14 protein-coding genes and 1 tRNA gene are annotated in these 12,919 nt (G+C 54.3%); 13 read left to right on the top strand and 2 right to left on the bottom strand.

Annotation, left to right across the window (positions count from 1 at the left end):
- Nucleotides 1-2: 2 nt before the first annotated feature.
- Nucleotides 3-75 (bottom strand) — tRNA-Thr (locus ACTQZF_RS08950).
- Nucleotides 76-282: 207 nt separating this feature from the next.
- Between ACTQZF_RS08950 and ACTQZF_RS08945 the strand changes: the two genes are divergently transcribed.
- From ACTQZF_RS08945 to nagA, 10 genes are all read left to right on the top strand, one after another.
- A complete protein-coding gene (locus ACTQZF_RS08945) occupies nucleotides 283-765 on the top strand; it encodes a PTS system mannose/fructose/N-acetylgalactosamine-transporter subunit IIB (protein ID WP_441555091.1) in 483 nt (160 codons plus the stop codon).
- Nucleotides 766-1,180: 415 nt separating this feature from the next.
- Nucleotides 1,181-2,977, top strand: coding sequence for a beta-galactosidase (locus ACTQZF_RS08940; RefSeq protein ID WP_441555090.1), 1,797 nt, complete (start codon nucleotides 1,181-1,183; stop codon nucleotides 2,975-2,977).
- 2 nt (nucleotides 2,978-2,979) lie between these two features.
- Complete coding sequence (locus tag ACTQZF_RS08935) at nucleotides 2,980-3,444, top strand: PTS sugar transporter subunit IIB (protein ID WP_271743206.1); 465 nt, start codon at nucleotides 2,980-2,982, stop codon at nucleotides 3,442-3,444.
- A 93-nt stretch (nucleotides 3,445-3,537) separates the two neighbouring features.
- Nucleotides 3,538-4,425 (top strand): PTS mannose/fructose/sorbose/N-acetylgalactosamine transporter subunit IIC, encoded by an 888-nt coding sequence (locus tag ACTQZF_RS08930; protein WP_271743207.1) that lies wholly within the window; start codon nucleotides 3,538-3,540, stop codon nucleotides 4,423-4,425.
- Complete coding sequence (locus tag ACTQZF_RS08925; RefSeq protein ID WP_006236265.1) at nucleotides 4,415-5,254, top strand: PTS system mannose/fructose/sorbose family transporter subunit IID; 840 nt, start codon at nucleotides 4,415-4,417, stop codon at nucleotides 5,252-5,254. Before ACTQZF_RS08930 ends, ACTQZF_RS08925 begins: the two co-directional genes overlap by 11 nt.
- A gap of 188 nt (nucleotides 5,255-5,442) precedes the next feature.
- Nucleotides 5,443-6,066: a hypothetical protein gene (locus tag ACTQZF_RS08920; protein WP_349070423.1), complete on the top strand. Its 624-nt coding sequence runs from the start codon at nucleotides 5,443-5,445 to the stop codon at nucleotides 6,064-6,066.
- Nucleotides 6,067-6,147: 81 nt separating this feature from the next.
- Complete coding sequence (locus ACTQZF_RS08915; protein ID WP_349070422.1) at nucleotides 6,148-6,576, top strand: PTS sugar transporter subunit IIA; 429 nt, start codon at nucleotides 6,148-6,150, stop codon at nucleotides 6,574-6,576.
- Between the two features lie 87 nt (nucleotides 6,577-6,663).
- A complete protein-coding gene (locus ACTQZF_RS08910) occupies nucleotides 6,664-7,398 on the top strand; it encodes a GntR family transcriptional regulator (RefSeq protein ID WP_441555089.1) in 735 nt (244 codons plus the stop codon).
- 111 nt (nucleotides 7,399-7,509) lie between these two features.
- Nucleotides 7,510-8,676 (top strand): SIS domain-containing protein, encoded by a 1,167-nt coding sequence (locus ACTQZF_RS08905; RefSeq protein WP_441555088.1) that lies wholly within the window; start codon nucleotides 7,510-7,512, stop codon nucleotides 8,674-8,676.
- 117 nt (nucleotides 8,677-8,793) lie between these two features.
- Nucleotides 8,794-9,963 carry an N-acetylglucosamine-6-phosphate deacetylase gene (gene nagA / locus ACTQZF_RS08900; protein ID WP_441555087.1) on the top strand — a complete coding sequence of 390 codons (1,170 nt, stop codon included), beginning with the start codon at nucleotides 8,794-8,796 and terminating at the stop codon, nucleotides 9,961-9,963.
- Nucleotides 9,964-10,038: 75 nt separating this feature from the next.
- Here the strand turns inward: nagA and ACTQZF_RS08895 are convergent, their stop codons facing one another.
- Nucleotides 10,039-10,650 carry a hypothetical protein gene (locus ACTQZF_RS08895; protein ID WP_441555086.1) on the bottom strand — a complete coding sequence of 204 codons (612 nt, stop codon included), beginning with the start codon at nucleotides 10,648-10,650 and terminating at the stop codon, nucleotides 10,039-10,041.
- A 128-nt stretch (nucleotides 10,651-10,778) separates the two neighbouring features.
- On the opposite strand from ACTQZF_RS08895, the gene ACTQZF_RS08890 reads away from it, so the two are divergent.
- Genes ACTQZF_RS08890 through ACTQZF_RS08880 form a run of 3 tightly spaced genes read left to right on the top strand, consistent with a single transcriptional unit; the run spans nucleotide 10,779 to nucleotide 12,826 of the window.
- Nucleotides 10,779-11,660: an aldose 1-epimerase family protein gene (locus tag ACTQZF_RS08890; RefSeq protein ID WP_441555085.1), complete on the top strand. Its 882-nt coding sequence runs from the start codon at nucleotides 10,779-10,781 to the stop codon at nucleotides 11,658-11,660.
- Between the two features lie 58 nt (nucleotides 11,661-11,718).
- Nucleotides 11,719-12,654: a hexose kinase gene (locus ACTQZF_RS08885; RefSeq protein WP_441555084.1), complete on the top strand. Its 936-nt coding sequence runs from the start codon at nucleotides 11,719-11,721 to the stop codon at nucleotides 12,652-12,654.
- Between the two features lie 37 nt (nucleotides 12,655-12,691).
- Nucleotides 12,692-12,826 carry a hypothetical protein gene (locus tag ACTQZF_RS08880; RefSeq protein WP_441555083.1) on the top strand — a complete coding sequence of 45 codons (135 nt, stop codon included), beginning with the start codon at nucleotides 12,692-12,694 and terminating at the stop codon, nucleotides 12,824-12,826.
- Nucleotides 12,827-12,919: the final 93 nt, after the last annotated feature.

Raw genomic sequence — 12,919 nt, 5'->3', positions numbered from 1 at the left:
GGAGCCAGCGACCGGGCTCGAACCGGTGACCCCCGCTTTACGAGAGCGGTGCTCTACCAACTGAGCTACGCTGGCGGCCATGTGGTGACGCAGCTGAGGCGTCAACGGCTGACTCTGATACGGGACATCGCAAATCCGCGCAAGTGCTCTGACGGCTTTTCTCACTTTAAATGCACTAATATCGGAGACGCGATGTCTGCGGCGTCCATCTGGCGCTTGACCTGCTGTTGGGTTGGTGGCCGACGTCCCGCTCGTATGGGTCTCAAACAGAATGGGGCAGCCATGGCTCAACCCAAGATCCTTCTCACGCACATCGATGACCGGTTTATTTACGGGCAAGACGTCGAGCTGTGGAACGAGACCGTGGGTTCCAACCTTGTCCTAATCGTCAATGATGAGATCGCGGCGGATTCGCGCAAGTGGGCGCCTATGAGGGTCGCGGAGCCCGAGGGTATGTGGACGCGGTTTTTCTCGGTGCAAAGGACCGTCGACATCATTCATACCGCAACGCCGCGCCAATGGATTCTCATCATGGTGGCGTCGCCCGCGGATGCACTAGCGCTGGTTAAGGGCGGTGTGCCGATCACCAAGATCAGCATCGGCCATATGCAGGCAGGGGAGGGCAAGCGTCCCGCAACGCCAGCAGTCGCCATAGGCGATGCAGATGTCGCGGCTCTCAGAGAGCTGCAAGCGCTTGGCGTGAAAATGGAAGTTCGCAATCTACCCAGTGACAAACCCGGCTCCATTAATGCTCTGCTGTATTAACGAGTCGTCGAACGCGTTGAGTCAGCCGTAAGAAAGTCTGGTTCGATTCTGGATATTTTCAGTCTTGGAAATAGGAAGGCAACAGATCTCTAATGCTCATCTAGGTGAATCCAAAGTAGATAAGCATTTGAGGAAATGCGATTGAAGCATAATTGTAACTAGTATGAAATAGTGGATAGCTGGTACATACCACCTTTCAAATATAGAATCGTTATATACCTATAGTTAAAAAGTAATTTACCAGCGGGTTTATATTTTGTTCATTAAAGCCGTTCATCGTCATTTGGTTACCGTTTACGGACCACTTCAGATTCTCGCTACATAATTGCGTCAATGCGTCCATAATAGGCAAGGCGTTTAGCTGAGGATCAAGGAACCGGCATACGCGTCGCGGAGCACGAAGATCGGGAGTAGCATGCATTCGTTTAAGATCACCAATCAATTCCTACTCGATGATGAGCCGTTCACCATCTTGTCGGGGGCGATTCACTATATGCGTGTTCATCCGAGCGACTGGCACCACTCGCTCTATAACCTTAAGGCTCTTGGGTTTAATACGGTCGAAACGTATGTACCGTGGAATCTTCATGAGCCAAAGCCTGGCGTCTTCGATTTTTCTGGCTCAATCGATTTGGCAGCATTTCTTGATGAGGCAGCATCACTCGGTCTGTATGCAATTGTTCGGCCCTCTCCGTTTATTTGTGCAGAATGGGAATTTGGCGGCATGCCAGCATGGCTGCTGCGCCAACATGATATGAGGCCGCGTAGCAGCGACCCCAAATTTCTTGCTCACGTTGCGCATTACTACGACCATCTCATGCCGATACTCGTTTCGCGTCAGATTGACAAGGGCGGAAACATCATCATGATGCAGGTTGAAAACGAGTATGGATCATATTGCGAGGATAAAGACTATCTTCGCGCGATTCGTCGCCTTATGGTCGAGCGTGGGGTTTCCGTTCCCCTTTGTACTTCCGATGGTCCGTGGCGTGGGTGCCTTCGTGCCGGTACGCTCATCGACGATGACGTGTTGTGCACCGGCAACTTTGGTTCTCATGCAAAGGAGAACTTTGAGGCTCTTTCTGCTTTTCACAAGGAGCATGGAAAACAATGGCCTCTTATGTGCATGGAGTTGTGGGACGGCTGGTTCAATCGCTATGGGGAGAACGTCATCAGACGCGATCCCGAAGATCTTGCCTCTTGCGTTCGCGAGGTGCTCGAGCTTGGAGGATCTTTAAACCTCTACATGTTTCATGGAGGCACCAACTTTGGATTTATGAACGGATGTTCTGCACGCCATACGCACGACCTGCACCAGGTGACATCATATGACTACGATGCTCCATTGGACGAACAGGGCAACCCGACCGAGAAATACTTCGCAATTCAAAGGACAGTTCACGAGCTGTATCCCGATATCGCGCAAAGCAAGCCCTTAACAAAAAAGACGTTTTCCATGCCCGATATTTCGGTTAGTGAGCGCGTAAGTCTCTTTAATGTGCTCGATATTCTTTCGGAGCCGATTGAAGCCCAATATCCTATGCCCATGGAAGAGATGGGTCAGTCGTATGGATATACGTTATATACCACGACTGTCGAGCGTGACCGTGCAGATGAAGAGCGTATTCGGGTTATTGACGCCCGCGACCGTGCACAGGTGTTTGTGAACGGTGACAAAGTGGCGACGCAGTATCAGGAGCACATCGGGGAAGATATTCACTGCGTTCTTCCCTGTGAACAAAACCGCCTGGATGTTCTGACCGAGGATATGGGTCGCGTCAATTATGGTCACAAATTGCTCGCTGATACGCAGCATAAGGGCATTAGGACAGGAGTTTGCGTTGATCTTCACTTCGTTACCGGTTGGGAGATGCGTTGTCTGCCACTCGATAACATCGATAATCTTGATTATTCCGCCGGCTGGGTAGAGGGGCAACCTTCTTTTTACCGCGCAAAGTTTGATATATCTGAGCCGGCTGATACCTTTATCGACACTACGGGTTTTGGAAAGGGTGTGGCATTCGTAAACGGAACGAATGTCGGACGTTTTTGGGATAAGGGTCCCATCATGACGCTCTATGTTCCGCACGGTTTATTGCACCCTGGTACCAATGAGCTCGTTATGTTCGAAACAGAGGGCGTGTATGATGCGAAAATCTCCCTTCGCTCTGAGCCCGTTATCCGTACACTTGAACAAGAAGGAGTTGAGTAGAAATGATTGTAGGCGCACGAATCGACTTTCGCTTGATTCACGGACAGGTGGCAAACCTTTGGTCTAACGCCCGTCAGGTAAGCCGCTTCATGGTAGTTGACGACGAGGTATCGCAAGATGCTACCCAAAAGCAGGTTCTTCGCATGGCTTGCCCGGCAACTGTGAAGTTGTCCGTGCTTCCTGTCGACAAGGCCGCTGCCAACATCACTGCTGGCAAATATGATGCGCAACGTCTCTTTATTGTTGCGAAAAAGCCTGAGGTCTACGTTCGACTTTTGGAGCAAGGTGTTAAGCTTGAGCAGCTCATCGTCGGTAATATGACGACAATGGAGCCGGTCAAGAAGCTGTCTCGCAACATTAGTTGCGACCAGGGGGACCTTGATGCATTTGCCAAACTCAAGGCCGATAATCTTCCTATTGTCATTCAGCTGACGCCTCAGGATAACCCAGAGGCTTTCACGCTCTAGTCGAATTAACGCTAGGCCGTGAAGGGGGATGCGCGGTTTATATAAGCGTATTGGTATTGTAGAAACTGTTACACCTTAAATAAGGAGTTAACCATGATTGCTTGGTGGCAGATTCTTCTGTTAACCCTGTATGCGGGTTATCAGATTCTGGATGAGCTGAACTGGTACACCTGTGCCGGCTCAGCCGTCTTCTCTGGTATGATTACCGGTTTGATTATGGGTGACCTACAGACTGGCCTGTTTATCGGCGGCAGCATGCAGCTCACCGTCCTGGGCGTTGGCACCTTTGGCGGCGCCTCTCGTATCGATGCCAACTCCGGCACTCTGGTCGCCACTGCCTTTGCCGTGGGCGCGGGCATGAATCCCGAGACGGCTCTTGCCGCCATCGGCGTACCTGTCGCTGCCATTCTCGTTTACACTGATATCGCCGGTCGTTTCGCCAACACGTTCTTCGGTCACATGTGCGATGCCGATATCGAGAAGATGAACTGGGGCGCCTACAACGTACACTACTTGCTCGGTGCCGTTTCCTGGATGTTGTCCCGCATGATTCCGGTCTTCCTGGCTCTCGCATTTGGCCAGGGCTTGGTCGAGGGCATCACCACCGCCCTTAACGGCGACTTGAAGTGGCTGGGTGACGGTCTGTCTGTTGCTGGCGGTGCCTTGCCCGCCGTTGGCTTCGCCATCCTGCTCCGTTACCTGCCAGTCAAAAAGCACGTCGCCTACCTGCTGCTCGGCTTTGTAATCGCCGCCCTGTTTGGTACGGCCTTCACGAGCATCATTAACCTCAACACCAACATCGTCGCTGTGAACGCCGCACTTGGTAAGGGCGCCGTGGATATGGTCGGTATGTTCAATAACATGTCGATGCTGGCGATCGCTATTATTGGCTTTGCTCTGTCTTTGCTGTACTACAAGAACAACCAGCGTCCCGTCGCTGCTGCTGGCGCTGCGGAGGGAGACGACGACGATGAGCTCTAATGAGAAACTCGCCAATGGCACCACTGGCTACAAGATTACCAAGGACGACCTTGCGCAGATCAACCGTCGTAACCTGCTTGGTTTCCAGGATGGTTGGAACTACGAGCGCATGCAACACTCTGGTTATCTCTGGATTATCCTGCCCACACTGCGCAAGCTGTACGGCGACGGCACACCGGAGCTAAAGGAAGCCTGCCGCGCCCAGTGCGCACCGTTCTTCAACACCTCAAACTTCCTCAACACGATCATCACCGGTATCGATTTGGCGATCGAGGAAGAGGAGGGCATTGAGGGCCTCGAGGCTGTTGCCGGTCTCAAGACTGGTCTCATGGGACCGCTGGCTTCCATCGGCGATTCCATCTTCGGTTCGCTGCTCCCGACCATTTTCGGCGCCCTGGCTGCCAATATGGCCATGAACGGCAACCCCTTGGGTATCTTCATCTGGGTCGCCGTTAACATTCTTGTTGACTGGTTCCGCTGCAAGCAGACCCACATGGCGTATGAGCAGGGTATGAAGCTCGTCACCACCATGAGCGATCGCTTGAACGCGTTGACCGACGCGGCCTCCGTAATGGGTGTCTTTATGGTCGGTGCTCTGGTCGCAACCAATGTCGGTATCGTTATTGCAGCGAAACCTGTTATCGGCGGCGTTACCGTTGACTTGCAGAACATCTGCAATATGATTTGCCCCAAGCTGGTTCCTGCCGCACTCGTCGGCTTCGTATACTGGCTCCTCGGAAAGAAGGGCATGACCTCGACGAAGGCCATCTTTATCGTCTTGGTTCTGTCCATTGCCTTGGGTGCATTCGGTATCATTTGCAAGGGCTAAGTACCTCATATTGTCACGGCATTTGAGCCTCAATTGAGACGTGGCGCACACCTCCAAGGCGACTTTATCGCCATATCCCCTGGAGTGTGCGCCTCTTTTGTTTTGTTGGGCACCGCTGTTCATAGGCGGTTATGCAGTCATCGTGTTCGATTAATTCCTTAAGGCCGCCTTGAAGGGAATATAGTGCAATGCCATTTTGGATCGTCCTGTTCATTTGTGTTGTCGTGGCTTATTTCGCTGTGACCGAAGGAGCGAAAAAATACTTCGATATGAAATTGCAGGTATTGTTTAACTTGGGCTTATACCAAGATTGCATAGACCTGCTCGATCGCAAACTTGCGCGTATAGTAATGTCTACGTATAAGCAGTATTACCTGCGTTTCACGATCTATGAAGCTGCTGATATGGACGCATATGCAGATCGAATGCTTGACCACTTGCTGGAGATGTCGTGCAGCGATAAGCAACGTCGCCAGCTTGCGGTTCGCGCCTTTAATTTCTATATCAAGACGGGTGACCGGAAGCGGGCGGCGTCCATGTTGGAAGAGATGCGCCCCATCGTGTCGAAGGGCATTTTGGCGGACAGTCAATTGACCTACGACATAGTCTTTCGCCGTCGGCATGATAAGATCGATGAGATGGAAGCTATGCTGGACACGAACGACCTTGGGTTACGCGGAAAGCTCTATCTGCTGCTTTCATATCAATATGAGAGCAGCGGGAACAAGGGCGAAGCACTTAGATATCGCAACCTTGAAAAACAGCTTAGAGATGCTCACAGACCTCCCACGATAAAACAAAATACTCACTAAACTTTAATGATGCAGTGGTCGTAAGAGCCCTTTTGAGGGGTTCTTTGACTAGAGAAAGCGAACGGTAGAAAGGTAGATAGAATGATTGGATTTGTACTAACTGGTCACGGTCAGTTTGCAACTGGTTTGAAAAGCGCTGTGGATATGGTTGCCGGCGAACAGCCTAATTTTGAGGTAGTTCCTTTTGCGGGCTCGGAGGCGGTTACTTTTGGTGATGATTTGCGAACCTGCATTGCCGAGATGCGTCAAGCTTGTGATGGCGTATTGGTGTTTGTTGATTTGCTTGGCGGTACTCCGTTCAATCAAGCTATCCCAATGACGACTGAGCTCGATAACGTGACCGTTGTCACCGGAACAAATCTGCCTATGTTGGTGGAGCTCGTTATGACGCGTGCGTTTGGAGATCCAACGCTTGATGAACTTGCCGAACGCGCACGGGTTGTTGGTCGTGAGGGAGTCGATCTCAAGAAACTCGAGATTGCTGACGTTGATGAAGACGATGAGATGTAGTGTCGCTATTAGCCTATTTTTGGGACATGTTGATGCATTACCTGAAGGCTGAAGTATTGGTCAATTGCTAATTACGTGGAGAATATCATGACGTGCAAGAGGCACAGGCAACCGCTATACGATCAGCTCGTAGATATTCTGATCGAGAAAATTGATAATGAATATCAGCCAGGTGATTTGATTCCGTCCGAACGTGAACTTGCCGAACGTTACGGGCTATCGCGATCGACTGTCCGACTTGCAATTCAGGAACTTGAGTATCTTGGTCGGATCGTGCGAAAACAAGGTCGCGGTACGTTTGTTGCCGATCGACTAGCCCAAGCAACAAATCTTACCCAATCGTACAGTTTTACTGAACAAATGAAAGCGATGGGCCGGCTGCCAGAAACAACCATCTTAGAGTTCTGTGAAATGGAAGCAGATAAAACGCTCTCGATGCAAATGGGGATTCGTTTGGGTGAAAAGGTATTAAAGCTCAAACGTTTACGGATGGCAGATGGTATACCTATGATGGTTGAGCGTAGCTATCTTCCAGCAAGGCTCTTTATTTCTCTCAAGCGTCCTCTACTCGAACAGAAGCCCCTTTACGATGTCATTGAGCGGGATTATCAGCAGAAAATTCGAGTAGCGGATGAGGAGTTCTCTGCGGGTATAGCACGTCCATGTGATGCTCGGCTTCTAGGTATTGGTGAAGGTGCGCCAGTTCTGGACATAGTCCGAACTACTCACAACACCCAAAATGATGTTGTCGAGTTCACGCTTTCGGTGGCTCGTGCGGACAAATTTAAGTACAGGATTTCTCATTATCGAGATGCTCTGTGATCGGATACGAGTGCTAACGAAAGAAAAACAGCCTATGACTACTATCCGATTTAACTTTTCAGATTAAGTCTTTATATATCAGACAATTTAGTAAAGAAAGAGGTATGAGAAATGTTCGAGAAGAGTGTCGAGGAGCTCACCGAGCTCGGCGCCCAGATCACCACGGCCGAGATTGCTCAGCAGCCCGAGCTTTGGCGTGATACGCTCAACATCTATCGTGAGAACAAGGAGGCCATCGAGGCCTTTCTGGCCGAGGCTCGCGCTATGGGCGAGGGCCGTCTGTCCGTTGTCTTCACCGGTGCCGGTACGTCTGACTACGTTGGCGATACCTGCGCCCCGTACCTGCGTCACGCTGGCAACACTAATTTCTACGACTTTAAGCCCATTGCCACGACCGACATCGTGAGCGCCCCGCGCGACTTCCTGCGTGCCGAGGATCCCACGCTCGTGGTTTCCTTTGCCCGCTCTGGCAACAGCCCCGAGAGCCTTGCCGCCGTTGCCGTTGCCAAGGAGCTTGTCCACAACGTCAAATTCCTCAACATCACCTGCGCTCCCGAGGGCAAGCTCGCCGTCGAGTCTGCCGATGATCCCAACGCGCTGACGCTGCTCATTCCGCGCGCCAACGACAAGGGCTTCGCCATGACCGGTTCTTATTCCTGCATGACCCTGCTCGCCACCCTTATTTTCGACACTGCCTCTGACGAGCAGAAGGCCGAGTGGGTCGAGACGATTGCCAAGATGGGCGAGGAGGTTATCTCCCGTGAGCCCGAGATCGCCGATTACCTCGCTGGAGACTTCAACCGCGTGACCTACTTGGGTTCTGGCTCCTTCGGTGGCCTTGCCCAGGAGAGCCAGCTCAAGATCCTCGAGCTCGCTCACGGTCTGGTCGCTACTTCCTATGACACCTCCATGGGCTATCGTCACGGACCCAAGTCCTTCGTCGACGACAAGACCCTCGTGTTCGTGTTCGTCAACAACGACGCCTACACCCGTCAGTACGACATCGACATCCTCAATGAGATCGGTGGCGACGATATTGCTCAGCACACCGTTGCCGTTCAGCAGGATGGCGCTACTGTCTACGAGGGTGAGTCCTTCACCTTTAAGGGTTACGAGGCACTTCCCGAGGGCTACCTTGCTCTGCCGTTCGTGATGTTTGCCCAGGCTATCAGCCTGCTTAACTCCGTGCGCGTGGGCAACACGCCCGACACGCCGAGCCCCACCGGCACGGTCAACCGCGTGGTCAAGGGCGTGACGATTCACCCCTTCACCGCTTAATCGCGTCCCCCTGTAAGGGCGCCCGTCCGCTCATAACGGCGGGCGGGCGCTTTTTGTTTTACGTGAGCTGGGTATAAACATCACCACAGTTAACTGCTTTAGAAGTAAGGAGTACATATGAGCACGTACGCAATTAAGGCTGACAAGTTCTTCTTGCCGGCAGGCCCGCAACAAGGCGGCTATCTTATGATCGAGGACGGCGTCTTTGGCGCTTGGCAGGCCGACGAGCCCTCCTGCGAGATCAAGGACTACACGGGATCGTGGATCGCGCCGGGCATGGTCGACACCCACATCCATGGCTTCTATAACCATTCGACTACCGATAACGATCCCGAGGGCATCGATATCAGCTCGACCGAGCTCGCCCGTCGCGGTACCACCAGCTGGCTGCCCACGACGTTCACCGATGGCGTCGAGCAGATCAAGGACGCCTGTGCCGCCATCGCTCAGGCGGACGAGGAGCGCGGACCTGAGTTCTGCGGTGCTCGCATTCAGGGCATCTACCTGGAGGGTCCGTTCTTTACCATGAAGCACGTGGGCGCGCAGAACCCCGCTTATCTTATCGATCCCTCCGAGGAGGTCTTCGATCAGTGGCAGGAGGCTGCGGGCGGTCGAATCGTCAAGAGCGCCATGGCGGCCGAGCGTGACGGCGCCGCCGCTTACGCCGCGGCTCTGAGCGCAAAGGACGTCGTGACCTGCATCGGTCACTCCGACGCCACCTACGATGAGTGCATCGCCGCCATCAACGCCGGTGCCAGCTGCTTTACGCATACCTATAACGGCCAGCGCGGACTGCATCACCGTGAGCCCGGTGTTGTGGGTGCTGCCATGTCCACGCCCGAGACCTACGCCGAGATCATCTGTGACGGCAAGCACGTAAACCCTGGCGCTATCAAGGCGCTGCTGCAGGCAAAGGGCTGGCAGCATACGGTGCTCATCACCGACTGCCTGGGTTGTGGCGGCATGCCCGAGGGCAGCTATACCAGTGGCGGCATGGACGTCATCATGAAGGACAACCTGTGCTGGCTCGCCGACGGCAAGAGCATTGCCGGCTCGGTGCTCACGCTCGCACAGGGCGTCAAGAACATCGTCGACTGGGGCATCGCCAGTGCCGATATCGCAATTCGCATGGCAACCGAGGTGCCGGCACGCTCCGTACACATCGAGGATAAGTGCGGCAGCATCATGCCGGGTCGCGACGCCGACTTTGTCGTGTTCGACCATGAGCTCACCCTCGTCGAGACGTATGTTGGCGGTCAGAGCGTCGGTAACGCCTTTACCGAGTAACGATAGAAAAAGACGGCGGGCCCGAATCTGCTCGGACCCGCCGCATGGGTTAAACGCTCAAAAGTACCTTCACAGTTACAGCTTGTTAGCGATCTTCTTTACCGTGCGCTTAACGCCGGCCACCAGGCCTCCTGCAGGATGCTCCTTCTCGTATGCGAGGCGCTTCTCGCGCTTGGCGTACTCTTCGACGATGATGTCGCCATACTCGTCTTCGATCTTGTCGAAGAAGTCGACGGCGCCCTTAATTTCCTCAGCGGTCGGGTGTCCCTTTTGGACACCGCCGGCGAGTTTGAACGGCCCCCACGTATCAAAGCCGGGGCAGCCGTAGACACCCATAAAGATGGCCTGCCTCATGCGGCAGATGCCGTCGATATCCTTGCCATACCACTTGTTTTTGCCACCGTAGGTCATAAGGCCAAACACCTTGTCCTGCGGCTGCAGCACGTTAGTGAGCACGCGTGCCATATCCTTGTCGATCTCGGAGTAATAGATGCCCGTGGCGACACCGATCAGATGATATTCGTGCAGGTTGGGATACTCGTTTTTGCCGAGCGCCTTGACGTCGAGGGTATCGATCTCGGGGTGTGCCTCGACGATGGCGTCCACGAGCTTTTTCGTATTGCCGTGATGGCGCGAGGCGTAGAGGATGATGGTTCGCATAAGAAGGCCTTCCAGCTGTAATTGCATCAATGTCTGTATGGTACCCCGTTGCATGGCTGGGATACCGGACACATCGTTGAGCGTGCGGGTTTGTCCTTTGGTCAGGGCCGAGACGGATACTTGCGAGCAAAAGCAGTTGTTCGACAGGATGGGCAATGGAATACGCTCTCTCCAACGATTCGATTTCTATTAAGGTGTCCACGGCTGGTGGTTCGTTTACCTCGATTGAGGCCGGAGGCCGCGAGTACTTGTGGCAGGGCGATCCCGCCGTGTGGTCCGGCCAGGCACCGATTTGCTTCCCGATTTGCGGAGGCCTGCGCGATGGCAGCGCCATGACGTTTGCCGGGCATCATGTAAAGCTCGCTCGCCACGGGTTTGCGCGCAAACAGGAGTGGAAGCTGCTGAGCCAAAGCGCAAACGAGCTGGCTATGTGCCTGGCTTCGGAGGATAACGCCGCGCTGCTGAGAGATTATCCCTACCCGTTTAAGCTTGTCGCTCGTTATACGCTCGAGGACGCTGCCGTGCGCGTTTCCTATGAGGTGACCAACGAGGGCACCGAGGACATGCCGTTCTTTATCGGTGGACACCCCGGCTTTAGGTGCCCGCTCGACGAGGGCGAGGCCTATACGGACTACGAGTTGCGCTTCGAGAAAGACGAGGCTGCGGAGCTTTGCACCGCCGTACCCTCGACTGGCTTGATTGATGTAGCTAACCGTTCAAAGAATCCCATGGTGGGAAAGACGCTGCCCCTGTCGCATGAGCTCTTCGATTTTGCGGAGACCATCTTTGACGTGCTCGAGAGTCGTCAGGTCACGCTTTCCAAGAAGGGCGAGGACAAGGGCGTTCGCTTGAGTTTTGAGGGTTTCCCGTACCTCATCGTGTGGAGTAAGCCCGAGGGCGATTTTGTGGCAGTTGAGCCCTGGGGCGGCCTTTCGACCTGCTCCGATGAGGACGACGTACTTGAGCATAAGCGCGGCTGCCTTGTCGCCAAGCCCAAGGAGACTGTCGTTCGCTCGTTCACGATTGAGATTCTGTAATTCCGTTTTGTCGACTCGTATCGCGAGGCACAAGGAGCCCGCGAGATAAGGAGCTAAAATGATCCTCACCGTTACGATGAACCCGTCTGTCGATACGCGCTATCAGCTCGATGAGCTCATTATCGACGACGTCAACCGTGTGACGCCCGAAAAGACCGCCGGCGGCAAGGGTCTCAACGTGGCCCGTGTGCTGGGCCAGCTGGGCGACGACGTTGTGGCAACCGGTCTGCTCGGTGGCCATATGGGCGCCTATATGGCAGAGCTTATGGATGCCAACGGTATTAACAACGACTTTGTGCCCATCAAGGGCGAGACTCGCATTTGCCTCAACATTCTCCACGCCGGCAACCAGACCGAGCTGCTCGAGAGCGGCCCGACGATTGCCCCCGAGGAGCTGGATGCCTTTACCGCCAAGTTTACCGAGCTTGCGAGCAAGGCCGACGTCGTCACTATTTCGGGTTCGCTGCCCCGCGGCGTCGAGGCGGACTACTATGCCAAGATTACGGGCATTGCCGAGAACGCCGGCGCCAAGGTGCTGCTCGATACCTCGGGCGCTTCGCTTGAGGCTGCCCTCAAGTCCGAGGTCAAGCCCGAGCTGGTCAAGCCTAACCTAACCGAGATCAACGGCCTTCTGGGCACGAGCTTTACCACCGACGATGTGGACGAGCTCCGTGCTGCGCTCGCCTCTGACGCCCGCTTCTCCGATATCCCCTGGGTCGTCGTGTCCATGGGCGCTGCCGGCTCCGTGGGCTTCCACAACGGACGTGCGTTCCGTGCCAAGACCCCCGATATTCCTGCCGTTAACGCTACGGGTTCCGGCGACTCCACTATCGCCGGTTTCGCGCATGCCATCGCTGCCGGCGCGGACGACGAGACGGTGCTGCGGACCGCCAACACCTGCGGCAAGCTCAATGCCATGGATCCCATGACCGGTCATCTGGTCATGGACCGTTGGGACGAGGTTTACAACGGCGTTATCGTGGCCGAGCTGTAAGAACTTGGGCGTCGGCTCTGGCATCGGTTGTTTGCTTGTGGCTAGAGCCAACGACAAGTGCGGTAGCATTATGCCGGGGCGCGACGCCGATACTGTCGTGTTCATTCCCGACCTTACCCTGGTCGAGACGTATGCGGGTGGCAACAGCTTTGGCAACGCGTTTGCCGAGTAGCCGCCAAAGAAACGATCCGAGAGGGGATTTAGATGATTTACGGTGCATTGGGCGATATCGAGGAGTACCGCGGAATGCTCAAGGGCCTCGACG

Source organism: Collinsella sp. LCP19S3_H3, from assembly GCF_052119145.1.
Taxonomy (GTDB): Bacteria; Actinomycetota; Coriobacteriia; order Coriobacteriales; family Coriobacteriaceae; genus Collinsella.
This window is presented reverse-complemented; position numbering and strand designations above follow the sequence as displayed.

Bases quoted from the DNA above. Each gene is read 5' to 3' on its own strand.
- ACTQZF_RS08945 (WP_441555091.1), top strand. From the start codon at position 283: ATGGCTCAACCCAAGATCCTTCTCACGCACATCGATGACCGGTTTATT.
- ACTQZF_RS08940 (WP_441555090.1), top strand. From the start codon at position 1,181: ATGCATTCGTTTAAGATCACCAATCAATTCCTACTCGATGATGAGCCG.
- ACTQZF_RS08935 (WP_271743206.1), top strand. From the start codon at position 2,980: ATGATTGTAGGCGCACGAATCGACTTTCGCTTGATTCACGGACAGGTG.
- ACTQZF_RS08930 (WP_271743207.1), top strand. From the start codon at position 3,538: ATGATTGCTTGGTGGCAGATTCTTCTGTTAACCCTGTATGCGGGTTAT.
- ACTQZF_RS08925 (WP_006236265.1), top strand. From the start codon at position 4,415: ATGAGCTCTAATGAGAAACTCGCCAATGGCACCACTGGCTACAAGATT.
- ACTQZF_RS08920 (WP_349070423.1), top strand. From the start codon at position 5,443: ATGCCATTTTGGATCGTCCTGTTCATTTGTGTTGTCGTGGCTTATTTC.
- ACTQZF_RS08915 (WP_349070422.1), top strand. From the start codon at position 6,148: ATGATTGGATTTGTACTAACTGGTCACGGTCAGTTTGCAACTGGTTTG.
- ACTQZF_RS08910 (WP_441555089.1), top strand. From the start codon at position 6,664: ATGACGTGCAAGAGGCACAGGCAACCGCTATACGATCAGCTCGTAGAT.
- ACTQZF_RS08905 (WP_441555088.1), top strand. From the start codon at position 7,510: ATGTTCGAGAAGAGTGTCGAGGAGCTCACCGAGCTCGGCGCCCAGATC.
- nagA (WP_441555087.1), top strand. From the start codon at position 8,794: ATGAGCACGTACGCAATTAAGGCTGACAAGTTCTTCTTGCCGGCAGGC.
- ACTQZF_RS08895 (WP_441555086.1), bottom strand. From the start codon at position 10,650: ATGCAATTACAGCTGGAAGGCCTTCTTATGCGAACCATCATCCTCTAC.
- ACTQZF_RS08890 (WP_441555085.1), top strand. From the start codon at position 10,779: ATGGAATACGCTCTCTCCAACGATTCGATTTCTATTAAGGTGTCCACG.
- ACTQZF_RS08885 (WP_441555084.1), top strand. From the start codon at position 11,719: ATGATCCTCACCGTTACGATGAACCCGTCTGTCGATACGCGCTATCAG.